The 24,382-nt window shown below is 70.9% G+C and carries 24 protein-coding genes, 1 tRNA gene, 1 pseudogene and 1 riboswitch; of the genes and pseudogenes, 7 read left to right on the forward strand and 19 right to left on the reverse strand.

Annotation, left to right across the window (positions count from 1 at the left end):
• Positions 1-101 precede the first annotated feature (101 nt).
• The 4 genes from ABD327_RS01230 to ABD327_RS01245 are packed head-to-tail and all read right to left on the reverse strand — an operon-like array spanning position 102 to position 3,569.
• Positions 102-857 (reverse strand): enoyl-CoA hydratase/isomerase family protein, encoded by a 756-nt coding sequence (locus ABD327_RS01230; protein WP_344448180.1) that lies wholly within the window; start codon positions 855-857, stop codon positions 102-104.
• A 44-nt stretch (positions 858-901) separates the two neighbouring features.
• A complete protein-coding gene (gene pheA, locus ABD327_RS01235) occupies positions 902-1,816 on the reverse strand; it encodes a prephenate dehydratase (RefSeq protein WP_344448181.1) in 915 nt (304 codons plus the stop codon).
• A 32-nt stretch (positions 1,817-1,848) separates the two neighbouring features.
• Positions 1,849-2,289, reverse strand: coding sequence for a DUF4446 family protein (locus ABD327_RS01240; protein WP_344448550.1), 441 nt, complete (start codon positions 2,287-2,289; stop codon positions 1,849-1,851).
• Positions 2,289-3,569, reverse strand: coding sequence for a glycosyltransferase 87 family protein (locus ABD327_RS01245; protein WP_344448182.1), 1,281 nt, complete (start codon positions 3,567-3,569; stop codon positions 2,289-2,291). The genes ABD327_RS01240 and ABD327_RS01245 overlap by 1 nt, the downstream gene beginning before the upstream one ends.
• A 71-nt stretch (positions 3,570-3,640) precedes the next feature.
• On the opposite strand from ABD327_RS01245, the gene ABD327_RS01250 reads away from it, so the two are divergent.
• On the forward strand, positions 3,641-5,788 hold the full coding sequence (locus tag ABD327_RS01250; protein WP_344448183.1) for a hypothetical protein: 2,148 nt from the start codon (positions 3,641-3,643) through the stop codon (positions 5,786-5,788).
• Here the strand turns inward: ABD327_RS01250 and mptB are convergent.
• The 3 genes from mptB to ABD327_RS01265 are packed head-to-tail and all read right to left on the reverse strand — an operon-like array spanning position 5,706 to position 8,315.
• Positions 5,706-7,214: a polyprenol phosphomannose-dependent alpha 1,6 mannosyltransferase MptB gene (gene mptB, locus ABD327_RS01255; protein ID WP_344448184.1), complete on the reverse strand. Its 1,509-nt coding sequence runs from the start codon at positions 7,212-7,214 to the stop codon at positions 5,706-5,708. The genes ABD327_RS01250 and mptB overlap by 83 nt on opposite strands.
• Positions 7,198-7,956: a glycosyltransferase family 2 protein gene (locus ABD327_RS01260; protein WP_344448185.1), complete on the reverse strand. Its 759-nt coding sequence runs from the start codon at positions 7,954-7,956 to the stop codon at positions 7,198-7,200. The genes mptB and ABD327_RS01260 overlap by 17 nt, the downstream gene beginning before the upstream one ends.
• A gap of 20 nt (positions 7,957-7,976) precedes the next feature.
• The gene (locus ABD327_RS01265) at positions 7,977-8,315 is read right to left on the reverse strand and encodes an STAS domain-containing protein (protein WP_344448186.1); all 339 of its coding nucleotides are present in this window, start codon (positions 8,313-8,315) and stop codon (positions 7,977-7,979) included.
• Between the two features lie 164 nt (positions 8,316-8,479).
• Here ABD327_RS01265 and ABD327_RS01270 point away from each other — a divergent pair, with 164 nt between their 5' ends.
• On the forward strand, positions 8,480-8,842 hold the full coding sequence (locus ABD327_RS01270; RefSeq protein WP_344448187.1) for a hypothetical protein: 363 nt from the start codon (positions 8,480-8,482) through the stop codon (positions 8,840-8,842).
• Here ABD327_RS01270 and ABD327_RS01275 read toward each other — a convergent pair.
• The 6 genes from ABD327_RS01275 to ABD327_RS01300 all read right to left on the reverse strand — a co-directional run bounded on the left by ABD327_RS01275 (position 8,812) and on the right by ABD327_RS01300 (position 15,457).
• Positions 8,812-9,963 (reverse strand): sensor histidine kinase, encoded by a 1,152-nt coding sequence (locus tag ABD327_RS01275; protein ID WP_344448551.1) that lies wholly within the window; start codon positions 9,961-9,963, stop codon positions 8,812-8,814. The genes ABD327_RS01270 and ABD327_RS01275 overlap by 31 nt on opposite strands.
• A 2-nt stretch (positions 9,964-9,965) precedes the next feature.
• Positions 9,966-10,670 (reverse strand): response regulator transcription factor, encoded by a 705-nt coding sequence (locus tag ABD327_RS01280; RefSeq protein WP_425547019.1) that lies wholly within the window; start codon positions 10,668-10,670, stop codon positions 9,966-9,968.
• A gap of 191 nt (positions 10,671-10,861) precedes the next feature.
• Positions 10,862-11,332: an ATP-binding protein gene (locus ABD327_RS01285; RefSeq protein WP_344448188.1), complete on the reverse strand. Its 471-nt coding sequence runs from the start codon at positions 11,330-11,332 to the stop codon at positions 10,862-10,864.
• Between the two features lie 251 nt (positions 11,333-11,583).
• Positions 11,584-13,434: a PAS domain S-box protein gene (locus tag ABD327_RS01290; protein ID WP_344448189.1), complete on the reverse strand. Its 1,851-nt coding sequence runs from the start codon at positions 13,432-13,434 to the stop codon at positions 11,584-11,586.
• Between the two features lie 118 nt (positions 13,435-13,552).
• Positions 13,553-14,971 carry a purine-cytosine permease family protein gene (locus ABD327_RS01295; RefSeq protein WP_344448190.1) on the reverse strand — a complete coding sequence of 473 codons (1,419 nt, stop codon included), beginning with the start codon at positions 14,969-14,971 and terminating at the stop codon, positions 13,553-13,555.
• A riboswitch (TPP riboswitch) is annotated at positions 14,967-15,084 on the reverse strand. It overlaps the preceding gene by 5 nt.
• Positions 15,085-15,121: 37 nt before the next feature.
• On the reverse strand, positions 15,122-15,457 hold the full coding sequence (locus ABD327_RS01300) for a rhodanese-like domain-containing protein (protein ID WP_344448191.1): 336 nt from the start codon (positions 15,455-15,457) through the stop codon (positions 15,122-15,124).
• A gap of 191 nt (positions 15,458-15,648) precedes the next feature.
• Between ABD327_RS01300 and ABD327_RS01305 the strand changes: the two genes are divergently transcribed.
• The gene (locus ABD327_RS01305) at positions 15,649-15,972 is read left to right on the forward strand and encodes an SSI family serine proteinase inhibitor (protein ID WP_344448192.1); all 324 of its coding nucleotides are present in this window, start codon (positions 15,649-15,651) and stop codon (positions 15,970-15,972) included.
• Positions 15,973-16,509: 537 nt separating this feature from the next.
• Complete coding sequence (locus ABD327_RS01310) at positions 16,510-17,364, forward strand: SGNH/GDSL hydrolase family protein (RefSeq protein ID WP_344448193.1); 855 nt, start codon at positions 16,510-16,512, stop codon at positions 17,362-17,364.
• An 18-nt stretch (positions 17,365-17,382) separates the two neighbouring features.
• Here the strand turns inward: ABD327_RS01310 and ABD327_RS01315 are convergent, their stop codons facing one another.
• The 6 genes from ABD327_RS01315 to ABD327_RS01340 form a co-directional block, all read right to left on the reverse strand.
• The gene (locus tag ABD327_RS01315) at positions 17,383-18,012 is read right to left on the reverse strand and encodes a TetR/AcrR family transcriptional regulator (protein ID WP_344448194.1); all 630 of its coding nucleotides are present in this window, start codon (positions 18,010-18,012) and stop codon (positions 17,383-17,385) included.
• Between the two features lie 74 nt (positions 18,013-18,086).
• Positions 18,087-18,938 carry an ABC transporter ATP-binding protein gene (locus tag ABD327_RS01320; RefSeq protein WP_344448195.1) on the reverse strand — a complete coding sequence of 284 codons (852 nt, stop codon included), beginning with the start codon at positions 18,936-18,938 and terminating at the stop codon, positions 18,087-18,089.
• Positions 18,935-19,972, reverse strand: coding sequence for a FecCD family ABC transporter permease (locus ABD327_RS01325; protein WP_344448196.1), 1,038 nt, complete (start codon positions 19,970-19,972; stop codon positions 18,935-18,937). The genes ABD327_RS01320 and ABD327_RS01325 overlap by 4 nt, the downstream gene beginning before the upstream one ends.
• On the reverse strand, positions 19,969-20,997 hold the full coding sequence (locus ABD327_RS01330) for a FecCD family ABC transporter permease (RefSeq protein ID WP_344448197.1): 1,029 nt from the start codon (positions 20,995-20,997) through the stop codon (positions 19,969-19,971). The genes ABD327_RS01325 and ABD327_RS01330 overlap by 4 nt, the downstream gene beginning before the upstream one ends.
• Positions 20,994-21,965 (reverse strand): ABC transporter substrate-binding protein, encoded by a 972-nt coding sequence (locus ABD327_RS01335; RefSeq protein WP_344448198.1) that lies wholly within the window; start codon positions 21,963-21,965, stop codon positions 20,994-20,996. The genes ABD327_RS01330 and ABD327_RS01335 overlap by 4 nt, the downstream gene beginning before the upstream one ends.
• A 244-nt stretch (positions 21,966-22,209) precedes the next feature.
• Positions 22,210-22,292: transfer RNA gene (locus ABD327_RS01340), tRNA-Leu, on the reverse strand.
• A 130-nt stretch (positions 22,293-22,422) separates the two neighbouring features.
• On the opposite strand from ABD327_RS01340, the gene ABD327_RS01345 reads away from it, so the two are divergent.
• From ABD327_RS01345 to ABD327_RS01355, 3 genes and pseudogenes are all read left to right on the forward strand, one after another.
• Positions 22,423-23,163 (forward strand): FHA domain-containing protein, encoded by a 741-nt coding sequence (locus ABD327_RS01345; RefSeq protein ID WP_344448199.1) that lies wholly within the window; start codon positions 22,423-22,425, stop codon positions 23,161-23,163.
• A 9-nt stretch (positions 23,164-23,172) separates the two neighbouring features.
• Complete coding sequence (locus ABD327_RS01350; RefSeq protein WP_344448200.1) at positions 23,173-23,718, forward strand: FHA domain-containing protein FhaB/FipA; 546 nt, start codon at positions 23,173-23,175, stop codon at positions 23,716-23,718.
• Positions 23,719-23,765: 47 nt separating this feature from the next.
• A pseudogene (locus tag ABD327_RS01355) lies at positions 23,766-24,368 on the forward strand (PP2C family protein-serine/threonine phosphatase); the annotation flags it as partial.
• Between the last annotated feature and the right edge of the window lie 14 nt (positions 24,369-24,382).

Here is a 24,382-nt window from a genome sequence, read left to right on the forward strand (position 1 = left end):
CACGTGTCAGGCGAGCTTCCCCGACCCCGGAGTTTCGGCACGTCAAATAGGACTCGGGGCACGATCAATTAGTTGGCCCCAAGCCGGAAAATTTCACAAAATTACGGACGTACCCAGGTGAACCGGGCCGGACGCCGCTCCAGGAACGCGGCGATGCCCTCGGCGGCGTCCACGCCGTCCAGCGAGCCCCGCATCCAGTCGTCGAGCCGCTCCTCGGACAGCGAGCCTTCGACGACCCCGCCGATGATGTCCTTCGCCGCCTCGAGGCTGAACTGCGAACGGGACAGCAGGGTCGCGACGTAGGCGCCCACCCGCGCCTCGAGGTCCTCGACGACCTCCTGGAGGAGGCCGATGCGCAGCGCGTGCCCGGCCGGGACGAGGTCGGCCGAGTAGAGCAGGTACTTGGCCGACGCCGGGCCGACCAGGCCGACCAGCCGCTCGATCGCGGTCGGCGGGTAGACGATGCCGATCTTCGCCGGGGTGATCGCGAACCGCGCGCCCTCCTCGGCGAACCGCACGTCGCACGCCGCCGCCAGCTGGCAGCCTCCGCCCACGCAGAAGCCGCGGATCGCGGCGATCGTCGGCTTGGGGAAGCCCGCCAGCGCGTTCTCGGCCCGGGACGACAGGTTGGCGTCCCCGCTGCGGTTGATGTCGGCGAGCTCCGAGATGTCGGCTCCGGCGCAGAAGTCCTCCCCCGCCCCGGTCAGCACCAGGACCCGGACGGCGGGGTCCTTGGCGAGGGACTCCAGCAGCTCCGGCATGTCCCGCCACATCTGGGCGGTCATGGCGTTCCGCTTGGCGGGATTGTCGATCGTCACCGTCGCGACGCCGTCGCGGACCACGCACTCCAGACCCATGACCCAGAGCTTACCTAGGGGTAACTTCGCCCGTTCCGGCGCGGTCAGCCCCGGATCCGCGCCAGCCAGCCGCTGGCCGCGGCGAAGTCCGCGTCGTCGGTGCCCCGCCGGACGTGCGGGCGCGTCCCGTCGGCCGCCGGGTAGCTGCCGATGAACCGGACGTCGGCGCACACCCGCCGCAGGCCCATCAGCGCCTCGCCCACCCGGGCGTCGGCGACGTGCCCCTCGAAGTCCATCCAGAACAGGTAGGAGCCCAGGCCCTCACCGGTCGGGCGGGACTGGATGAGGGTCAGGTTGATCCCCCGGACGAAGAACTCCTGGAGGATCTCCAGCAGGGCGCCGGCGTGGTCGTCCCTGATGTAGGCGACGGCCGTCGTCTTGTCCCTGCCCGTACGGGCGGTCGGGGAGCCGGGCCGGGAGAGCTCCACGAACCGCGTGACGGCGCCCGCGACGTCGTGGATGGACTCGGCCAACGCCTCCAGCCCGAACCTGGCCGCCGCGAAGGATCCCGCCAGAGCCGCGTCGTACAGGCCGTCCGCGACGTGCTGGGCGGCCTCCGCGTTGGACGTCGAGGCCCGCCATTCGGCGTCCGGCACGTTGGCGGCCAGCCAGCGGCGGCACTGCGGCTGCGCGTGCGGGTGGGAGGCGACGGTCTTGATGTCCGCCAGGGACGTGCCCGGACGCACCAGCAGCGCGAACTCCACCGGCAGGTGGATCTCGCCGATGATCTGCAGGGGCTCCCCGGTCGCCAGCTCGTCCAGGGTGGTCGGCACCGAGCCCTCGACGGAGTTCTCCAGGGCGACGACCGCCCGGTCGACGCTCCCGCCGCGCAGGGCGTCGAGCGCGGCCGGAACCGTGGCGAAGGCGAGCCGCTCGGCGTCCTTCGCTCCGGGGAGCGTCAGCAGGGCGGCTTCGGTGAAGGTCCCCTCGGGACCCAGATAGGCATAACGGTCCGGCATGAAACAGAAGCGTAATCGAGAGAAGGGTCTGCTCAGCTGTGGATGGGGTGACCGTAATCGGGAAGGGGGTCGTCCAGCTCCACGATCGGACCCTTGCCGAGCCTCGCGGCGCGCAGCGCCCGCTCCTCCTCCGGAGAGAGCATCGTCACGCCCCGGCCGTCCTGGACGACCTTGGAGTACGTGCGGGTCTCGGAACGCCCGTTGATCGAGGTGATGATGATCCCGTCGCCCACGGCGTTCAGCAGGGCCAGGGAGAACGACAGGCGGCCGGACATCTCCTCCAGCGCGTCGTACTGGACGATCGCCAGGTCGCGATAGGCCTGCTTGTCGACTCCGGTGGCGACCTGCATCTGCTTGCGCAGGATGCCCGCGCACTCCTCGACGACCTGGTTCATCCGCTTGTGCGCGACCAGTGCCATGCAGAGGCCGGCCACTCCGGCGAGGGCCCCGATGACGGCCACAGTGATGAGCATCACGGCGCGTACGTACCCGTCGATGCGTCGGTACGAGACTCATCCCGCTGATCTGTCGGTGTTTCCCGCCACATTTCGCTCACCAGCCAGCTTCCCAAGACGAACAACAGAGTCACCGCGCCCAGCCCGTAAGAGCTCTGCATGATCCTACCCAGCGCCTGTTCCCACAGAGGCTTGGCCGCCTGGATATGGCCTGTTCCCCACCAGGGGATGGTGAGCACATAGAAAAGCCACACTCCGGCCGCGGCGGAACACCGTCTCAGATTCCTGCCGTCACCCGCCAGGGCCCCCACGACGAGGACGATCCACGCCAGGTGGTGGATCCACGAGACCGGGGACACGATGACCGCCACCAGGCCCGTCACGGCGATCCCGGCCTGCTCGGCCGACCAGGAGTTCGCGGGAGAGAGCAGTCCGGACGCGCCCAGCAGGGAGAGCCGCCGCGCGTACCGGAAGCCCGTCCAGGCCAGCAGCGCCACCACGACCAGCCACACCGCGACGGTGACCGGGTCCGGCCAGTACATGCGCAGCAGGAAGCCCCGTACCGCCTGGTTGGCGGTGACGTAGTTGGAACCGACCCGGTCGCCCTCCAGGAGCGCGCCGAACCAGAACCTCAGCGAGTCCTGCGGCAGCAGCGCGAACGTGAAGAGCGTCGCGCCCGCCGCGGTGAACAGCGCGTTGACCGCGGCCTCCCGGCGGCGGGTGACCAGGAAGTAGATCAGGAAGACCCCGGGCACCAGCTTGATCGCCATGGCCAGGCCCACCAGCAGCCCGCGCGGCCAGCGGGCCCGGGGCGTGGCGCAGTCCACGACGCACAGCGCGACGAGGAAGAGGTCGACCTGGCCGAACCGCACCTGGTCGCGCAGCGGCATCGGGCATAGGAGCAGCGCCACCAGCACGCCCAGCACCAGCGGCGACCAGTCCCCCGCCCGCGCCAGCAGCGGCCGGAAGGCGTACCGGACGGACACCGCCAGCGCCGCGTAGATCAGCAGGATCATGACGACCTGCGCGACCGGCCACGGCATCCAGGCGAGCGGGGCCGACAGGAGCGCCGAGAACGGGGGATAGGTGAACGGCAGCAGCTGCGGCGGCTCGGTGAGGAAGTCGTAGAGCGGCTCCCCCCGCATCAGCGCGATGCCCGCCGTCCGGTACACGTCCAGGTCGACGAGGCGCTGGTCGGCGGGGTTCGTGAGCCAGCGCACGGCCGTCGGGACCAGCACCAGGGCGGCCGCCGCCACCCCCGCCGCCGCGGCGAACCGACGTCTCCAAGGTCCGGACATGGGTCCATCCTGGCTTAATCCGACCACTAACCTGGGGGCGACCGTCTTGTAGAGCAGCAGTTGGAGGCCTCGTGGCCCGCAGGTGGCGCGCCGCCTGGGCAATGATCACCGTGCTGGTCACGGCGTTCATGACGCTTTCCGCCCAGCCCGCACAGGCAGAACCGACCGGCCGCGTGGTGATCGTCGGTGTGCCCGGCCTGCAGTGGAGCGATCTCTCCCCGAAGGGGACCCCCACCCTGTGGAGGCTCGCCGGCAGCGGCGCGACGGCCGCCCTGTCCGTCCGGACCACCACCACCCGCACCTGCCCCGTGGACGGCTGGCTGACGGTGTCCGCCGGCCAGCGGGCACGGCTGGCCAACGGGAGCTGCGCGCTGCCGCCCACCCCGCGGACGGGGGAGAACGGCGCGACGGTCCCCGGCTGGGCCGAGATCGTGGACGACAACGCCGACACGTCCTACCGCGCCCAGGTGGGCCTGCTCGGCGACTCCGTGCGCCGCGCGGGCGGCTGCACCCGGGCCGTCGGGCCCGGCGGCGCCTTCGCCGCGGCGGACCGGCAGGGGCTGGTCGACCGCTACTCCGCCACCGTGGAGGAGGTCACCGACTGGTCCGGCTGCGCGCTGACCGTGGTCGACGTCGACGACGTCTTCCGCGCCTACATCAAGGCCGGCGTGGACTCCGAGGGCGCCCAGGCCCCGGTCAGCGACGGAGATCGCGCCCGTGCCGCGTCCGACGCCGACGCCCGGATCTCGCGGGCGCTGAAGGGCCTGCCCGCCGGCACCACCGTGCTGATCGCCGGGCTCGCCGACACCACCGGCACCCCGCACCTGCACGTCGCCCTGGGCTCCGGCGGCTTCGAACGCGGCCACCTCACCAGCTCCGCCACCCGCAGGGCCGGGCTGGTCACCCTGACGGACGTCACCGCGACCGCCCTGGACCGACTGGGCCTGGAGCGCCCCTCCGGCACCGTCGGCTCGGTCTGGAAGACGGTCCCCTCCGGCGATCCGGCCGGGGCCAAGGTCCGCACGCTGGACGACCAGGACCTCGCCGCGCAGTCGATCCGCCGCCTGAGCGGCGTGTTCTTCGTCGTGCTGTTCGCCGTGCAGCTGCTGCTCTACGGCTCCGCCGCGCTCGCGCTGCGCCGCAGCGGCACCAGGGACCGCAAGCGCATCCTCGGCTGGACCAGGATCGGCGCGCTGGCGGGCGCCGCCACCCCCGCCGCCACCTACCTGGCGGGCCTGCTGCCCTGGTGGCGCTCCCCCTACCCGGGCGCGCTGCTCGTCGTCTGCGTGGCGGCGCTCGCCGCGGCGATCACCGCGCTGGCGCTGGCGGGCCCGTGGCGACGCTCGATCACCGGCCCCGGGCTGGTGATCGCCGGGCTCACCGCGACCGTCCTGGGACTGGACGTCATCACCGGCTCCAGCCTGCAGATCAACACCTTCATGGGCTACACCGCGCTGGTGGCGGGCCGCTTCTACGGCTTCGGGAACATGGCCTTCGCGCTCTTCGCCACCGCCTCGGTCCTGACCGCCGCCTGGCTGGCCGAGCCGCTGCTGCGGGCGGGAAGGCGCCTGGCGGCGCTGGCGACCGTGGTGGGCGTCGGCCTGGTCGCGATGGTCGTCGACGGCCTGCCCGGCTGGGGCAGCGACTTCGGCGGCGTCGTCGCGATCCTGGTGGGGACGGGCACGCTCGCCCTGCTGATCAGCGGCAGGCGGGTCTCCGCGGTGCGGCTGGGGCTGCTGGCCCTGCTGGGCGCGGTGATCGTGCTGGGCATGTCGTTCGCCGACTCCCGCCGCGACGAGCCGACCCACCTCGGCAAGTTCTGGCTGCAGCTGATGGACGGCGAGGGCTGGAGCGTCGTCACCCGCAAGTTCGGCGCGATGCTGGGCAGCCTGGGCTACTGGGAGTACACCATCGCGGCGATCGGCGCGATGCTGTTCCTGTTCCTGGTGCTGGCCCGCCCGTCGTCCTGGCGGACCCCGATCCTGGCCTCCGCCTACCGGCGCTCCCCCACGCTGCGTCCCGCGCTGCTGTCCGTGCTGGTGATCGCGCTGGCCGGCATGCTGATGAACGACTCCGGCGTGGTCATCCCCGCGCTGGTCTTCACGCTCGCGATCCCGCTGGTGCTCGCGGCGTGCGTCAGAGCGCTGGAGCTGGACGTGGCCGACGGAGGCAGCACCACACCAGAAGAGCGAGCACCGACGCCAGCACGAACGGCATGACGGTGGCGCGCAGGCCCGTCACCAGCCAGTGCAGCCCGTCCGGCAGCCCGGCCAGGCGGGGGTCGCGGGCCGGCAGGTAGGCCAGGCTCAACGCGACGGTCCGGGCCAGCATGCACCAGTCGAACCGGGACCACGGCAGGAACGCCAGCAGCGCCCAGCCGAGACCGTCGTACCAGGGCAGCGCGTAGGAGGCGGCGAACAGCCACGCCAGCACCAGCGACGCCGAGACGGTCAGGACGGGGTCGGCCTCGGGCAGCGCCCTGGCCAGCAGCCACAGCAGCAGGGCCATCAGCGCCAGCGAGCCCGCCGAGACCAGGCCGCGGGGCAGGTCCAGGCCGAGGACCCCGCCGTCCCGGCCCGCGACCAGGTGCCAGGGGTTGGCCAGCGAGATGGAGTCGGCCGCCTCCCGCACCCGGTCCAGCGCGTGCGGGCCGGCCAGCCCGTAGGCGACGGCCACGACCAGCCCGGCGCCGCCGAACAGCGCGGCCAGCTCGCCGAACCGGCGGCCGGTGAACAGCCGCCAGGCGGGTCCTCCGCCGACGATCCCGGCGGGGAACTTGATGGCGACGGCCGCGCCGACCGCGGCGCCCGCGCCGAAGGCCCGCCACAGGTTCCCCGTCCCCGCGGTGAACAGGGCCAGCGCGCCGACCGCCGCGGCGACTCCCAGCACGTCGTTGTGCGAGCCGGAGACCAGGTGGAAGAGCAGGAGCGGGTTCACCGACCACAGCAGCACGGCCCGCAGCCGCGCCTTCTCGTCCCTGGTCCGCAGGTACAGGATCAGGCCGGTGAGCACGAAGGCGAGTCCGTTGACCAGGGAGAGCAGCAGCACGGTGAGCCTCGGCGAGTCCCCGCCGCCCAGCGCCGCCAGCGCCTGGACGCCCGTCACCAGCGGTCCGTAGATGGACGGCGTCTCCCGCCATTCCTGGACGGCCCGGCCGTAGGGGCTGCCCACCAGGTCGCTCGCCGTCGTCACGTACGGGTCGAGGCCGGAGACGACCATGTGCCCGTAGGCCGCGTAGTTCAGGTGGTCGCTGGAGCCGACCGGCGGGGTCAGGGAGAACGCGGCGGCCAGCAGGACGCCGGCGGCCAGCAGCCGGCCCGGCCTGGGCGACCAGCCGCGCGAGACCGCGCGGAAGCACAGGGCCAGGCCCAGCCCGGCCAGCAGGATCCCCGCCACCAGCAGCCCCAGCACCGGGCCGGGAGGCGGATCCACGTGAAACGTCCACGGGGCGCCGGAACCGCCCAGCGGCGGCTGCACCAGCGAGGGGCCCAGCAGGGACAGCGAGAGGAAGGACGCCAGGCTCAGCCCGAGGCAGGCCAGGCCGGGAAGCCCCCCGGACGGGTCGAGATCGGAGCCTCCTGCGGTACCCGAGCCGGACGGCGGTCCGTCGAGAGCGGGAGAGGCCTGCTCAGAGGGCACGCGCACGGAACCGGCCGAGCCGGTCGCGTACCGCCGGGTCGCGCGTGGCCAGGGCCCTGGCGACGTCCCGGAACTGCCTGGCCCGGTGCAGCTGCGCGTTCAGGTCGGTCCCGGTGGCGCGGTGCGAGAGCGGCACCTCGACCTCCTTCAGCCGGAACCCCTGGCGCAGCAGGTCGATGGTGAGCGCCGTCTCCACGCCGAAGCCGGCGGCGAGCGGCCGGGCCGCCTCGAACGCGGCCCGGGTCAGGCAGCGCTGCCCGTTCAGCGGCTGGGTGGCGGTCCAGCCGGTGGCGCGGCGGATCCCGTCGCGTGACAATCGCACCACGAACCCGTGGCCGCCGAGCTTCACCAGCGAGGAGAAGACGGCGATCGTCATGTCCGCCTCGCCCTTCAGGACGGGCTCGACCAGCGGAGCCGCGTCCTGCGCCGTCTCCGCCAGGTCGGCGTCCAGGAAGAGCAGGTGGCGGGAGGGCACCCCGTCATGGGTGTCCAGCAGGCGCACCGCCTCGGCGCCGGTCTCCATGGCCGCGGCCTTGCCCCGGTTGCGGGCGTGCCGGACCACCCTGGCCCCGGCCCGTTCGGCGAGTTCGGCGGTGGCGTCGGCCGAGCCGTCGTCCACCACCATCACCAGGTCGGCTCCGGGCAGCTTCAGCGCGGCCTGGACGGTGGCGGAGATCCGTCGCGCCTCGTCCTTGGCCGGGATGATCACCGCTATGCCGGCGGTGCCGGGCGGGGTCTTTTCGGGCATGTCTGCGATGGTAGTGGCCCTCAGGTCGCGTCGAGAGCCGGAACCGCATCATGCACGGTGAACACCGTGTCGAGTCCGGTGACCTGCAGGATCCTGCGGACGGCCGGGCGCGGCGCCGCGAGTTCGAACGTTCCACCCCGTTCCTTGACGCGTTTCATGCCGGACAGCAGCACGTTCATGCCAGTCGAATCACAGAACTCCACTCCCGACAGGTCGACGACCACCCGGTCGACGTCCTGCTCGGTGAGCGCGGCGGCAAGAGCCTGCTGCAGTCCGGGCGCGGTGTACAGGTCCAGCTCACCGACAGCGGTGATGACTATGTGACCTGCCTGAGATGCAGTCGAGACCTGAAGCTCCATGACCGGCACACTATCCGCCAAGTCCGCCGGGGGCCAGAGAACGCCTCCCAACCCTTGGTGATTCATCTGTTCTGCCGGTAATCACCGAGTACAGCGCAGGTAACGACACGGCCCGACCTGGTGATTACTGCCCCATGAACCGGCGATTTTGGCAAGCTGAACGGGTGAGGATTTCGCCTGACCGGCAACGTTCCCGGATACGTGAGCGCCTGGAGACGATCCACGCCCGATCGGAGAAATCCACGTCCTGGCGTACCGGCGCCAGATTCCTGCTGCAGCTCGTCAACCGCGACGGGCTCGTACCCGTCAGGACCCGTCTCACCCGGGAGGACCTGCTCTTCCTCTCCGAGGCCCGTGAGGACGTCGCCGCCCTGTCCCAGATGGGGCTGCGCGTCCTGGCCCTGCACCGGCCGCGCCAGGGCGGCGGCCTGTCCAGCGACCCCCACACCCCGCTCCGCCGCTGCCACACCTGCATGACCAGCTGGCCGTGCGCCACCTACCGGGCGCTCAGCGAGCCCCTCGGCTGAGGCGGCACGGCCGGCGGCAGCTCGACGGTGAACCGGCAGCCCGGACCGGTGTTGGCGACGACGATCTCCCCGTCGTGCGCCTCGACGATGCCCCTGGCGATCGCCAGCCCCAGGCCGGCGCCGCCCTCGCCGGGCGTGCGGGCGCTCTCGCCGCGGAAGGCGACGTCGAAGACACGCGGCAGGTCCTCGGAGGGGATGCCTCCGCAGCCGTCGGCGACGGACACCAGCACCCGGCCGTCCCCGGCCTCGCCGAGGATCTCGACGGACCCGTCCGACGGGGTGTGGCGGATCGCGTTGACCACCAGGTTGCGCAGCGCGCGGCCCAGCTCGGCGGTGTCCACCTCCAAAGGGAGGCCGCGTGCCGCCGCGCCGCGGACGTGGACGCCCTTGGCGCGGGCCAGGGGCTCCGCCCCCGCGACCACCTCGGCGACGAGGTCGTCCAGGCCCACGCGCTGACGGGACAGCCGGAGCGTCCCCGAGTGGATCCGGGAGAGCTCGAAGAGGTCGTCCACCATCTCGGTGAGCCGGTCCACCTCGGCCCGGATCCTCCCGTGGTAGCGGTGGACGGTCTCCGTGTCGACGACGACCTCGTCTTCGAGCGCCTCGGCCATCGCCCGCAGTCCCGCCAGCGGCGTACGCAGGTCGTGGCTGACCCAGGCGACGAGCTCACGCCTGCCCGCCTCCAACGCCTTCTCTCTGTCGTGGGCGTCGGCCAGACGGCCGTAGGCGGCCTCCAGTTCCCTGGAGAGTTCGGCCAGTTCGGCGGGCAGAGCCTGCTTCGGAGCGGTGAAGGACTCCGCACGGACCGCTGCGACGAGTGCCCGGTTGGCGAGGGTGAGCCTGCGCCCGAGCAGTACCGCGACGCCGAAGCCGACGAGCCCGGCGACGGACACCACCGTCAGCGCGACGTCGCGGTCGTGGGAGGAGATGAACATCCGCAGTGTGATGGCGATGATTCCCGCGACGATGGCGCAGACCGTCGCCACCGCGACGACCGCGAACTGCACGGACATCGGCCGCGCGCGCACCAGGCGCAGCACGGCCAGCCCGAGGCCGCCGACGGCGAGCGCGCTCACGGCGGACGTGGCGATGACGTCGAGGAGCGCTTCGAAGGGCAGCATCGTCAACTCGCCGCGTCTCCATACCGGTAGCCGACTCCCCACACCGTCTGGATGCGTGCGGGATTCGTCGGATCGACTTCTATCTTCTCGCGGAGGCGGCGAACGTGGACGGTGACCGTAGAGGAGTCGCCGAACGTCCACCCCCAGACGTGTTCCAGGAGTTGTTCGCGGGTGAACGCCTGGCGCGGGTGGCGCAGAAGGAAGGCCAGGAGATCGAACTCCCGGGCGGTGAGGGCGAGCGTCCCGCCCCGCAGGGAGGCCTCGTACGCGCCGATGTCCACGACGAGGCCGTCGTCGCGCAGCACGCCCTGGTCCGAGGGGGTGAGACCGCCGCCCTGTGCGCGGCGCAGGACGGAGCGGACGCGCAGGGCGAGTTCCCTCGGGCTGAAGGGCTTGACCACATAGTCGTCCGCGCCGAGTTCCAGCCCGGTGAGCCGGTCCGCCTCCTCGCCGAGCGCGGTCAGCATGACGACGGGTACGGGGGAGTGCTCACGCAGCCGTCGACAGACTTCCAGCCCGTCCATGCCGGGGAGCATCAGGTCCAGGACGACGAGGTCGGGCGGGGCGCTCAGCGCCCGGTCCAGGGCCTTCTGCCCGTCAGGGACGCATTCGACCTCGTGGCCGTCGCGAAGAAGGTACCTCGTCACCACTTCGGACACCGTGGGGTCGTCGTCGACGACCAGGATGCGGCCGGTCACCTCGCTCATGGTCCCTTACCGTAAGTGCGGCGAAGGCTCCCGGAAGGAGGAGGGGCGAGGACGTCACCACCATGTAAGACCTGGTGGGCCGAGGGCCCCGCGCGAGGCGCGCCGTCGTTCCCGAGCAGCGGGGCGAACCCGTTTGGACGCCCGGAGTGCTACCGACGGGGGCACGACAGCACCCCGAGCTAAGGAGGACCCTAGCGTGTGACTTGGCGAAGATTTTGCACCGGGGCCCCCGTTTCGGCGCCCCGGTCCTCCGAGTTCTCGAAGGCGTAGCGGGACGGGGCGTGCAGGTGGGCCCAGACGGTGCTGCCCTGGTCGTCTCGGCGGACGCCCCAGGACTGGGAGAGGATCTCGACGATGCCCAGTCCGCGTCCGCCCAGCGAGGAGAGGGCGGGCTCCCCCTTGCGCGGCTCGGTCGCGGCGCCGCCGTCGGTCACCGCCAGCTCGACGGTGTCCCCGACCCTGATCCACGAGATCTTGATGCCGCCCTCGTCGCCCGGAAGCGGGCGGGCGTGCCGCAGCGCGTTGCTCAGCAGCTCGCTCAGGATCACGGCGGCGTCGTCCACCACTCCCTCCGAGACTCCCCAGGACAACAGATCGTTGTTGAGGCTCCGGCGAGCCAGCGAAACGCTGGAGGGTGCGTGCGGAAGATAGACGATGCTCATCGTCGTCACCTCCTCCGCATCCCCTTGCGCAGCTCTTGCGTCTTCGGTACGACCGAAATGCCCAGTTGGTGAAGCCCGGAAACCCGGGCGAAACACATGTTTCCTCGACGAGCGAGAGACCGACCAGGATGTCACGGCCAACCACCCCCGTATGTTGGCGCGAAGCGGTCAAACTACTAGTAATCCGTCCGTCAGGCGACGTCCGGGGTTGTGCACTTCAAGCCATTTCCAGCTATCGACCCGGTTACTCGTCACACGCACGTTTCGTCCGTCACATTCGCGAGCGGAAGGGCCAGCCTCAGCCGGGCCCCGCCCCCCTCGCGGGAATGCGCGCTGATCTCCCCTCCCTGGGCCGTGACCAGGCGTTTCACGATGTAGAGACCCAGCCCGACACCCCCGAACCTGCGGCGGTCCCCCGCCTCGCCCTGGACGAAGCGATCAAAAATTCGTTCATGGTCGCCTTCCGCGATGCCCACGCCCTCGTCGTCCACGGTCACCACCAGACCCCCGTCCCCCAGCGCGGCCTCCACCGTGATCCGGCCGCCCGAGGGCGAGTACTTGCAGGCGTTCTCCACCAGCTGGCCCACGATGATGTCGGTGGCCATGGGATCCCCCAGCGCCCGGGGCAGCCCCTCGGGGACCCGCACGTCCAGGCGGTGCAGCTCCGACAGCGGCTCGAACGCCGGGACGACCCGCCGCAGCAGACCGCCGAGGTCGAACGGCTCGCGGACCACCGGCAGCTCCTCGGCCCCCGCCCGGGAACCCAGCAGCAGCTGCTCCACCAGCCGGCCCAGCGCCCTGGCCCGGTCCGCGATGGTGCCGACCGCCTTGCGCCGCTCGGAGTCCGGCAGCTCCGCCCAGCGGTTGACCAGGGTGTCGGCGAAGCCCTGCACCACGGTGATCGGAGTGCGCAGCTCGTGGCTGGTCGTGGCCAGGAAGAGGTCCTTGGACTCCTCCAGCTCCTTGGCCGCGGTGACGTCGCGGAAGTCCACCACCAGCTCGCCGGTCTCGGGGATCTCCGCGCACAGGATCTCCAGCCAGGTGCCGTTGCCGAGCGGCAGGGTGACCTCGCCGTCGGGGTCGTAGTCGAACGGCGGCGCCTCGCCCAGCACCTCCTCCGGCGCCATCCCGGTGATCCGCGTGGCCGCCGGGTTCCACTGGCGGACCCTGCCGCCGGGGTCCAGCACCGCGATGCCGTCGGCGCTCGCGTCGATCACCGCACGCTCGTGCGCCCGCTGCCGGACGACCTCCTGGTAGGCCATGGCGTTGCCGACCGCGACGCCCGCGTGCCCGGCCAGCAGCTCCAGCAGCTCCAGCTCGGTGTGGCCGGCCGAGCGGCCCGTGAACAGCGCGTAGAGCCCGCCGTAGGGGCGGTCGCCCAGGAAGGCCAGGCCCAGCGCGATCATCCGCAGGCCCGGCAGCACCCGCCAGATCAGCGCGTCCACCCGGGGGCCGGTGGCCAGCAGGACCGTCCGGCCCGTCTCCATCAGCTCCTCCACCAGGCTGGATCTCAGATCCACCGAGCTGCCGACGACGTCCCCCGGCAGGCCGCGCGCCGACACCAGCCGCAGCCGGTCGTCCTCGATCCGCACGAAGGCCGCGGCGTCCGCGCCGGTGAGCTCCAGCACCGCGGCCGTGATCCGGTCCAGCACCCTGTCCAGGTCGTGCTGGGCGTTCAGGTCGCCGAGGATGTCGTTGAGCCGCCGCACCAGGCGCGCCTTCTCCGCCGTCGCGTGCTGGTCGGCCTCGGTGACCCGGTGGTAGACGCTGACCCACCCGAGCAGCGACCCGTCGTCGTCCCGCAGCGCGCTGGTGTCGATCCGGACGTCGACCGGCCTGCGCTCCCGGGTGAGCCGCCGCGTGCCGATCGAGATCTGCGGCCCCTCCCGCACCCGCTCCAGCACCGCGTGGTACTCGGCCTTCAGCTCGTCCGGGACCATCGGCACCACCCGTCCGAGCACCTCCTCGGCGGTCCACCCGAAGAGCCGCTCCGCGGCCGGGTTCCAGGCCGTCACGCACAGCGCCTCGTCGACGGCCACGATCGGATCGGCCGCGCACCGGATGACCGCGCGTGCCATCGATTCGGAGACGTCCAGAGGCACACCGCAATGCTGCCACCATTCGCTCTCCCCCACCCGCCACTGCCCGGATTGCGTATGTCCGCGCCGCCGCGTCCCCGGGTCCCGACCGTCCGCCACGGCCGGGACCCGGACACACCGGTCAGGATTTCGGCGGCACCGGCTCGGAACGGTCGAGGCGGCCGATGAGGAGGGCGGCGAGGGCGGCGGTCAGGAAGGACAGGAGGGAGGCGCTCATCCAGGGTTGGGGGGTGAAGTGGAGGAGGGTCTGGACGTCGGTCCAGAAGGCGCTCCACCAGGAGACCGTGCCCGGGTTGATCAGCTGGTAGACGGCGAAGCCGACCAGCCAGGCGCCGATCATGCCCCAGCGGGACGGGGCGTCGGAGCCGGTGTTCCAGACCCCGCGGGCCCGCAGGAAGAAGTCCGCGGCCAGGACGCCGAGCATCGGCACGAAGACCGAGCCGATCAGGCTGAGGAAGCCCGCGTAGTTGCCCATGTTCAGCATCAGGGCCAGCACGGTGATGAGGGCGCCGAGGCCGATGCTGAGGACCCGGCGGTCGACGCGCGGCAGCAGGTTCTGGATGGACAGCGCGGTCGAGTAGACGTTGGCGAACGACTGGTCGGCCTCGCGGAGTACGAACACGAAGAAGAACACCGCGCCGAGCGTCACCGTGAGGAACGGCTGGTAGACGCCCCCGCCGTCGATGGCGAGCGCCAGGGCGAACAGGCCGAGGACGTAGGCGATGATCTGGGTGAGCGCGTACGCGCCGCTCGCCGCGCCGAAGGCCGCCTTCTCGCTGCGGGAGTGGCGGGTGTAGTCGGCGGCCAGTGGCACCCAGGAGATCGAGACGGCCAGGGCGGCGTCGGTCGCGATCCAGAACATGCTCCAGTCGGTGCCGAACGGCGCGCCGCCCGAGGGACCGGGGTTGGCCGTCAGGTCGGGCAGGCCCTCGCGGAAGAACTGGATGTAGAACCAGACGAGCGAGATCATCACCGCGACGGTCACGAACCTGCGCAGCAGCCGGACCGAGCCCAGCGGCCAGATCGTCAGGACGGTCGTCAGCGCCCCGGCGACCAGGACGAACAGCCATCGGGGGCCGCCGCCGAACAGCTCCCTGGCCGCCTCCGAGATCACGATCAGCTCGAACGTTCCCCAACCGATGAGCTGGGCGATGTTCAGGACCGTCGGCACGTACGACAGCCGGGCGCCGAACAGGCCGCGCAGCAGCACCATCGCGGGACGCCCCGTACGGGCGCCCGGAACCGCCGCCAGGCCGAGCATGAGCCCGCCCAGGAGCGTTCCGACGATCATCGCGACGATCCCCGCCGCGATCGACAGCCGGAGCGTCCCGTCGAGGTCGGGGGCGAGCACCGTGTAGGCGCCGGAGAAGGCGAACAGGCTGACGCCGAGGTTGGCCCAGAAGGCGCTCTGGTCCCAGAAGGACAGCACCCTGGGCGCGGGTTCGTCGAGTGTCAGCGGGGCTTCGTGGGGGTCGGGGCTCCCGGGGGCCACGGGCCCCCGGGAGGAGTCGTCGCCGTTTTCGAGCGTGACAGAAGGCATGCCTGAAGCACTCTCCCTACGCCGGCATTACCCGGACAGGTTCATGCGGTCGGCGACACGCTGGGGTCGCCCTCTCAGCCCGGCCCTGAGCCCGAGCTCCCGCGGTGGGTGTAGATCCTCCGCATAGTACTCACACGGAGTGAATCGGATCTAGGCCACGTAAGGGTCTCCGCTCTCCTCCGCGACCATCGGCCTGCCATGATGGACCCATGCCATCATCCCGCCGTCCACGTTGGAGGCCTGCCAGCCGGCGTTGTTGAGGGCCATCGTGACCTGCGCGGAGCGCCCGCCGACCCGGCAGATCACGTAGACCTCGCGGTCCTGAGGGATCTCGCCGGCCCGGTCGCGCAGCTGACTCATCGGAATGTGCACCGCACCGGGCGCGTGCCCGGCCGTCCACTCCTCGGGTTCACGGACATCCAGCAGATATGCGTCCGACGGCACCGCCGCGGCGTCGACGGAGGGTACGTTGTCCCCGAAACTCATCACAACTCCCATGGAACCTTGTTGACCACGACCACGTCGACCCGCGCGTGAGGTGCCTTTTGTCCAGATCGGTGGCCACGGCCCTCCTTCTGACCACGGCGACCCTGGTCGCAGCCAGCGCTTGTGGCACTGAAAAGGCCGAAAGCGGGGACTCTACCGTTCCCACCTCGGCTTCCGCCCCCGCGGCCCGGGTGACCGAACTCATCGTCACCCTGAAGAAGTCGCCCACCTCCAAGGCGCAGACCTGGAAGCTGACCTGCGACCCGCCCGGGGGCGACCACCCCGAGCCGAAGAAGGCCTGCGCCCAGCTCGCCAAGCAGGGGGAGAAGGCCTTCGAGCCCATCCCGTCCGACGCCGTGTGCACCGAGATCTACGGCGGCCCCGAGCAGGGTTCCATCGAAGGCACCTGGCGCGGCACCCGCATCCAGGCCACCTACCAGCGTAAGGACGGGTGCGGCCTGGACCGCTGGTCCAAGGTCAGCGAGCTCTTCGGCGAACTGCCCCGCGTGCGCTGAACCGCCTTCCCCACAGGCCGTCCACAGGTTTTCCCCAGTTGTCCACAGCCCTGTGGACGCCTGTGGACAAAGCCTGTGGATAACTCAAGGTGAGGTCGGAAATCCGGTCCCACGGACCGTCAAAACACATCAAATCCCGACATACCTCCTAGAGGTTTTCCCCCGGGGTTATCCACAGGGCTTGTGGATAACTTTCCCCAGGGGGCTTCGCCATGCCCGGATTCCACCGGCCTTCCCGCTGCCCCCGTCCATGTCCGGCGGTGCTCACGGACCGCCGTCATCACCCCTCGAGGAAGGCCTCCGCCGACGGCGCCCGTCGCCCTCGGAGACGGCTGCGGCGCTTTCCGTCGCCGTCCGAACTCCTGTGAACGGTGTGACTTGAGTCTACGAAAGCGGCAGGAATTACATTCCTTGCCATTCACCAGGATGCTTAACCAAACCGATTCATAAGTGATTTCTTCCTTTTCTGCCGCTACAGAGGGACGCGGGCCGATACTGCGGTGATCCGACCCCCGGAAGAAGTCCAGAGGCCCTCCCATGCGCTTCCGCCGCTCCCCGCTCCCAGTACGCGCCGCGCTCACCTTCCTCGGGGCGGGCATGCTGCTCGCCTGCGGGCTTGCGACCCCCGCGAACGCCGAGCCCCAGCCGCTCTACTACGTCTCCCTGGGGGACTCGCTGGCCACCGGTTACCAGCCCGGAACGGGTGACACCACGGACGGATATCCGGACCAGTTGCTTCCGTCGCTCGCCCAGCGGACGCCGGGGCTCGAATTGGTGAAGTTCGGCTGCCGAGGCGAGACGTCCAAGACCTTCGTACAGGGAGGCAAATGCTCCTACGAGAAGGGCTCGCAGCTGAAACAGGCCGTTGAATTCCTCCGGGAGCATCGCGGACAGGTGCGTTACGTGACGCTGGACATCGGCGGCAACGACATCAACCAGTGCGTCAAAGGCAGCTCGATCGGCTACCAGTGCGTCGTGGACAACGTGGGGGTCGTCGCCGGGAACCTGTGGAAGATCATCACGGAGATCAAGAAGGCCGGGGGAACCGGCGTCAGCTACACCGGGATGAACTACTACAACCCGATCCTCGCCTCCTGGCTGTCGGGAGAATCCGGCCGACGGACGGCGCGGCTCTCCTCCCACCTGGTGAGCAGCGCCAACGGGCTGGAGTCGACGCTCTACCTGCTCGCCGGCTACCGCGTCGCGGACGTCGCCAAGGCGTTCTCCTCCACCGACTTCGAGAACCGCACGAGCCTCCCCGTGATCGGGAGCGTGCCGGTCGGCGTGGCGCGGATCTGCCAGTGGACGTACATGTGCGAGCGACGGGACATCCATCCCAACGCCGAGGGCCACCGGCGGATCGCGGAGGTCTTCGCGGCGACGATCCGCTGAGCCTGGAGAAGACCCCGGTCAGCAGCGCGGATCGCCGTGCATGACCAGGGACGCCGCGTACTCCACCACGGCGTCCAGGTCCTCGCCGAGCGTTCCGGAGAGCCACTGGTGGGCGAGTTCCACCATCGCCCCGGTGAACATCGCGGCGCTCACCCTCGCCTGGCGGGAGCCGAGCTCCGGACGGACCTGGGTGCTCTGCTGCAGCGCGGCGTCCATCAGCGCGGTCTGGGTGGCCTGGCGCCGCGCGGCCAGCACCGGGTTCGCCCTTCCCTCGGTGAACAGCACCCGGCCCCTCCGCGGGTCGGCCGAGCTGAACTCGAGCACGCCGTGGATCCCCGCCCTGAGCCCGGCGGCCGGGTCGCCGCCCTGCCCGGCCGCCTCCGCGGCCAGCAGCCGTTCGGCCAGCTCCGCCGCCACCTGGTCGTACACGGCGCCGAGCAGCTCGTCGGTGCCGGCGAAGTTCTCGTAGAAGTAGCGGGCGTGCAGACGGGCCGACCGGCACACGGCGCGCACGGACACCGCGGCCTCGCCCTCGGTGCCGAACAGCTCGAACGCCGCCTCCACCAGGAGGGCGCGCCGCTCGCTCCTGCGGTCGGCCAGGGAGACACCCGCCCACCGGGTGGCCGAGGAACCCCGCTCGCTCGCCATCCCCTCACCCTAATCCACGGCGTTCCGGCCGCACCTGTGGCCGAGGAGGCGGAAATCCGGACACGGAACAGGACCTAGTCGGCCGGCGTTGCGGCCGGTCCCTTCACGGGGTCCACGGAGTCGCGGTTCACGGCAGGTCGCCAGGGGGCACCGGGGACGACCAGGGGATCCCCGGTCACCGGGTCGGGGACGACGACCGAGGCGAGGCCGAAGACCTCGCGGACGAGGTCGGCGGTGACGATGTCGCGGGGGGCTCCCTGGGCGATCACGCGGCCGGCCTTCATGGCGACCAGGTGGTCGGCGTAGCGGGCGGCCTGGTTGAGGTCGTGCAGGACGGCGACGACGGTGCGGGCGCGTTCGAGGTTGAGCCGCCGGACCAGGTCCAGGACTTCGACCTGGTGGGCGATGTCGAGATAGGTGGTCGGCTCGTCGAGCAGGAGGAGATCGGTGTCCTGGGCCAGGGCCATGGCGATCCAGACCCGCTGGCGCTGGCCGCCGGACAGCTCGTCGACCGGCCGCTCGGCGAGCTCGGCGACGTCCGTGCGCTCCATCGCCTCGGTGACGGCCCGTTCGTCGTCCCCCGACCACTGCTGCCACCACTTCTGGTGCGGCTGCCGCCCGCGCGCGACCAGGTCCGCGACGGTGATCCCCTCAGGTGGCGTCGGCGTCTGCGGCAGCAGCCCGATCGTGCGGGCGATCTGTTTGGTCGGGATGCGGGAGAGCTCGACGCCGTCCAGGAGGACCGCGCCGCGGCGGGGTTTGAGCAGTCGTCCGAGGGCGCGCAGCAGGGTGGACTTGCCGCAGGCGTTGGGGCCGACGACGACCGTCACCTTTCCCTGCGGTATCTCCAGGTCGAGTCCGTCGACGACGGTACGGCTCTCGTACGACAGGGTGAGGTCCCTGGCCGTCAGGCGATTACCGGTCATGTCCTGCCTCCTGAACGGCTTCGGACGATCAGCCACAACAGATACGGGGCGCCCACCGCGGCGGTGAGCACGCCGACCGGAAGTTCGATCGGCGAGAACAGCCTGCGGGCCAGCAGGTCCGCGAGGATGACGATGAGCGCGCCCATGAGCGCCGAGCAAAGCAGGGGGATCTGGGCGCCGCGGGTCATGCGGCGGACGATCTGCGGGGCGAGCAGGGCCACGAAGTCGACCGGGCCCGCGGTGGCGGTCGCCACGGACGCGAGGACGACGCCGAGCGCGACGAGGCCGAGACGGACGCGGCCGAGACGGACGCCCAAGGCGGTCGCGGTGTCGTCGTCGAGTGACATGTCGCGTTGCGCGCGTGCCGCCCACAGCAGCGGCACGATGAGCAGCAGCAGGACCGCCGCGAGGGGCGCAGCCTGGTCGTAGCCGCGGCCGTTGAGCGATCCGGTGAGCCAGACCTTGGCCTGCTCGGCGACGAGGAAGTCGCCTTTGGTCAGGAACAGCTGGGTCAGGGACGACATCGCCGCCGAGAACCCGATGCCGATCAGCACGAAGTGCGTGGCCCGCAGTCCGTTCCGCCAGGCGAAGACATAGACCAGGAGGGCGGCCGTGATGCCGCCGCCGAGCGAAACCAGCGGCAGCGCGGCGTAAGAGGTGATTCCGAAGGTGAACGCGGCGACCGTCGCCGCCCCCGCGCCGTGGGACACGCCGATGATGTCGGGACTGGCTAGCGGGTTCCGCGCCACCGTCTGGATCAGGGCCCCGGCCAGGCCGAAGGCGGCGCCGACCAGCAGGCCGACGACCAGACGCGGCAGCCGCAGCGTGCCCACCACGAGTTCGTCGGGGCTCGGCCGTCCGAGCAGCACGCGCACGACCTCCACCGGGGAGACGAAGGACTCCCCGACGCACAGGGACGCGACCACGGCCGCCCCCAGCGCGGCGGCCAGCGCGAGCGCCGCGACGGCGGACCGGCGGTGTACCAGGAAGGCGGCCCGTCCCATCGTGACGGCGGTGTACCCGGCGGGCTTCATGCCGCGGCCACCGCCTTCCGCCGGACGATGGCTACTAGGAAGGGCACGCCCAGCAGCGCGGTCATGACGCCCACCGGCACCTCCGAGGGCGGGAAGAGGACGCGGCCGACGACGTCCGGGACGAGGATCAGCACGGGCCCCAGCAGCGCGGCCATGGGCAGCAGCCAGCGGTGGGCGGTGCCGACCAGAGCGCGCGCCATGTGGGGGACGGCCAGGCCGGCGAAGACGATGGGCCCGGCGGCGGCGACGGCGACACCGGTCAGGACGGTGGCGCCCAGAGCGCCCAGAATCCGCATCAGCGCGACGTTGTGGCCGAGTCCCTTGGCGGCGTCGTCGCCCAGGGCCAGCGCGTCCAGGCTGCGTGCCATCACGGCCACCAGCAGCAGCCCGACGAGCAGGAACGGCCAGATCTGCGCGGCGACCTCGGGTCCGCGGCCGCTGATCGAACCGACCTGCCAGAAACGGAACTCGTCCAGCACCCGCCCGTTGGTGATCATGATGCCCGAGACCAGCGCGGCGAGAAGGGCGTTCATCGCCGCGCCGGCCAGTGCCAGCTTGACGGGAGTCGCGCCGCCGCGGCCGCTGCCGGCGAAGAGGTAGACGGCCACGGCCGCGACGGCGGCTCCGGCGAAGGCGAACCCCACGTACCCGGTCAGCGTGTGCACCCCGGCGAAGGCGATCGAGCAGACGACGCCGAGCGACGCCCCCTGGCTGATCCCCAGGATTCCCGGCTCGGCGATGGGATTGCGGGTGATGCCCTGCATCACCGCGCCGGCCAGGGCCAGGGCGATTCCGACCATGAGGCCGATGACCGTGCGCGGCACGCGCAGCGACCGCACGACGTAGGCGTCGTCGGTGGCGCCGCCGTGCAGCAGGGCGTCCATCGCCTCGGCGGGTCCGATCGAGCGACTGCCGATCATGAGGCTGAGCAGCATGGCGAGCAGCAGCAGGAGTGCTCCCGCCAGCAGCAGGCCGATGCGGCGCCCGGTCCGCCGGACCGGGCGCCGTGTCGTCTTCTCGGTCACTCCGCGGCCGAGAGGTCCTTCTGGATCTCGTCCAGGATCATGCCCGCACCGGTGTAGCCGATGCCGAGCATCCACAGGGTGTCGTCGACCTTGAAGACCTTGCCGTTCCGCACCGCGTCGAGCTTCTTCCACAGCGGCCCGGTGGTGATGCCGGTCTCCTTGGCGGTCTCCGGGGCGCCGTAGGTGGAGTAGAAGATGACGTCCGCGTTGGCCTTGTCGACCTGCTCGGGGCTGATGTCGAGCGAGAAGCCCGTGGTGTCCTGGTTGGCGGGCCGCCCGACGCCCAGGTCCGCGAAGATCGAGCCGACGAAGGTGTCGTTGAGGTAGAGGCGGGTGTCGGCGCCCTCGATGAAGCGCACGAAGCCGACCTTGGTCTCCTTGGCCTTCTCGGCGCCGCCGAGGGCCTCGGCGACCTCCCCGACGCGGGACTCGTAACCGGAGACGATCTGCTTCGCCTCGTCCTTCTTGCCCAGGGCGTCGGCGTGCAGCTCGAAGTTCTCGCGCCACGCGGGACCGGTGGTCTCGGTGAAGACGGTCGGCGCGATGGCGGTCAGCGCCGTGTAGTTCTTCTCGTCGCGGACCTTGCTGCTCAGGATCAGGTCCGGCTTCAGGGCGGCGATCGCCTCGAGGTTCGGCTGGCCGATGAGCCCCACCTCCTTGACGCCCGCCAGCTTGTCCTGGGGCAGGTAGGAGGAGAGCGGCGCGTCGGCGAAGGCCGCCGTGGCGCCGACCGGGGTGACGCCCAGCGTGACGGCCGAGTCCAGCGCGTCGGTGTCCAGCACGACGACGCGCTGGGGGCTTCCGGGGACCTGCACCTCACCCATGGCCGTGGTCACCGTGTGCTTCGCGCCGGCCGACGACGAGGACTCCTTCGCGTCGTCGCCGGAGGAGCCGCAGGCGGTGGTGACGGCGAGCGCGGCGACCGCGAGAGCGGCCATCGCGTTGCGGCGGTCAAAGATTTTGGGCATGGGTGAGAGACCTCTCGGACAACACGGAAAAACCCCCGAAAACGACATAGGGGCTACTTAGGCAAACCTAACCTTAACAAAGCCCAAAACCGAACAGGCTGGCCCCTACAGGCACCTGCCGCCCTCCCTGGGCTATATCGGACTACGGCACCAGGAGATCCGCAAATGCAGAACGGCCCCGACGCTTTCGCGTCGAGGCCGTTCCGCCAAGCAGTGGGCGGCGACTTTCGTCGCCACCCGAGGGTGGGCGAGGAGGGATTTGAACCCTCACACCCTTTCGGGCACACGGACCTGAACCGTGCGCGTCTGCCGTTCCGCCACTCGCCCTTGCGATTGGCCGCTTTCCGGCGGCGCTTGAAAAGATTAGCACGTCTCCGCGGGTGGTTTGCGAACGACGGTGGGCCCCGAACCTTCCCCCGGATACGATCGTCTGACTAGCAGGGAGAGGAGGTGCCCGGTGGGCGTCCTACAGCGCTTCGAACGCCGGCTTGAGGGCATGGTCGAGGGTGCCTTCGCGCGGGCGTTCAAGTCCGAGCTGCAGCCGGTCGAGGTGGCCAGCGCGGTTCAGCGGGAGATGGACGAGCGCGCGGCGATCGTGGCCCAGGGCCGGACACTGGTGCCGAACGACTTCGTGGTGGAGATCTCGCACCCGGACGGCCAGCGGCTGGAGGTGTACGCCGACAGCCTGAGCCAGGAGCTCGCCAACCTCGCCCGGGAGTACGCCAAGGAGCAGGGGTTCTCGTTCGTGGGCCCGGTCCGGGTCCGGTTCGAGCCCGCGGGGGACCTGAGCACCGGAATGTTCCGGATACGCTCGGGCGTCGTGCGCGGCTCGACGATCGAGAACAACGAGATCCGCCGCCCCGCGTCCGATCACCCGCAGGGCCGCGGCAGCGCCTTCCCCGGCCGACCGAGACTCGACGTGACCACGGGAGACGGAGCACACCAGTCTTATGACATCACCACCCCGGTGACGCTGCTGGGACGGGGCACCGACTGCGATCTTCGGTTGGTCGATCCCGGAGTGTCGCGCCACCACGCAGAGATCCGTGTAGAAGGTCCCGAAATCGCGCTCGTGGATCTAGGGTCTACCAACGGCAGTTTCGTGAACGGTCAGCCGATTCGACGAGTATCGCTCATCGACGGCACCCGGATCACGATCGGCCGGACCAACCTCGTGTTCCGCCGCGACCGGGAGTAGCACCCCTCGATGACCCCGATCACCCTGACGCTCATCAAGATCGCGTTCCTTGCGGTGCTGTGGCTCTTCGTCATCGCCGCGGTGGGCGTGATCCGCGCCGACCTGTTCGGTTCCCGGGCCGCAGAGCGGGCCGCGAACCGTCCCCCCAGACAGCCCCGGCAGACGGCCCAGGAAAGGGCCAGGCAGCAGCGTCAGCCGGCGGCGCAGTCCGCACAACCGCCCCAGCAGCAGCAGTCCCAGCAGCCCCAGCCGCCGTCCCAAGAGCCTTCGGTCCTCCTCGTCACCGACGGGCCGCTGACCGGTACCCGGATCGACCTGGCCACCTCCGGGACGATCAGCATCGGCCGCGCCCCCGACTCCACCCTGGTGGTCTCCGACGACTACGCCTCCAGTCGGCACGCCCGGATCTTCCGGCAGGACGCCGGCTGGATCCTGGAGGACCTGAACTCGACCAACGGCACCTATCTGGGCAGGTCGAAGGTGACCCGGCCCACCCAACTCCCTGTCGGCGTCCCGGTGCGTATCGGCAAGACCGTAATCGAGTTGCGCAAATGAACACTCCACGTATCGGCATCCGCTACGCCGCCCGCTCAGACGTGGGCATGCTCCGCGAGGGCAACGAGGACTCGGGCTACGCCGGCGCCCGGCTGCTGGCCGTCGCCGACGGCATGGGCGGCCACGTCGGCGGCGAGATCGCCAGCGCCGCGGCCATCGAGACCCTGCGCAAACTGGACACCGAGGTGCCCGCCGACCAGCTCCTGGTCGCGCTGGAGCACTCGGTCAAGGCCGCCAACGACAAGCTCCACCACATGGTGGAGGGCGACCCGTCCCTGCAGGGCATGGGCACCACCCTGACCGCCATGCTCTGGTCCGGCAGCCAGGTCGCGCTCGCCCACATCGGCGACTCCCGCGCCTACCTGCTGCGCAACGGCGAGCTGTTCCAGATCACCCACGACCACACCCTGGTGCAGTCGCTGGTGGACGAGGGCAGGATCAGCCTGGACGACGCCGCCACCCACCCGCAGCGCTCCCTGCTGCTGCGCGCCCTGGACGGCCGCAACGAGGTCGAACCCGACCTGTCCCTGCGCGAGGCCCAGATCGGCGACCGCTACCTCCTGTGCTCCGACGGGCTCAGCGGGGTGGTCAGCGCCGAGACGATCCACCAGGTGCTCACCGCCCAGGAGGCCCCCGAGGGGGCCATCCGCCAGCTGATCGACCT

Origin of the sequence: Actinocorallia aurantiaca (assembly GCF_039533685.1) — a bacterium.
GTDB classification, from domain to species: domain Bacteria; phylum Actinomycetota; class Actinomycetes; order Streptosporangiales; family Streptosporangiaceae; genus Actinocorallia; species Actinocorallia aurantiaca.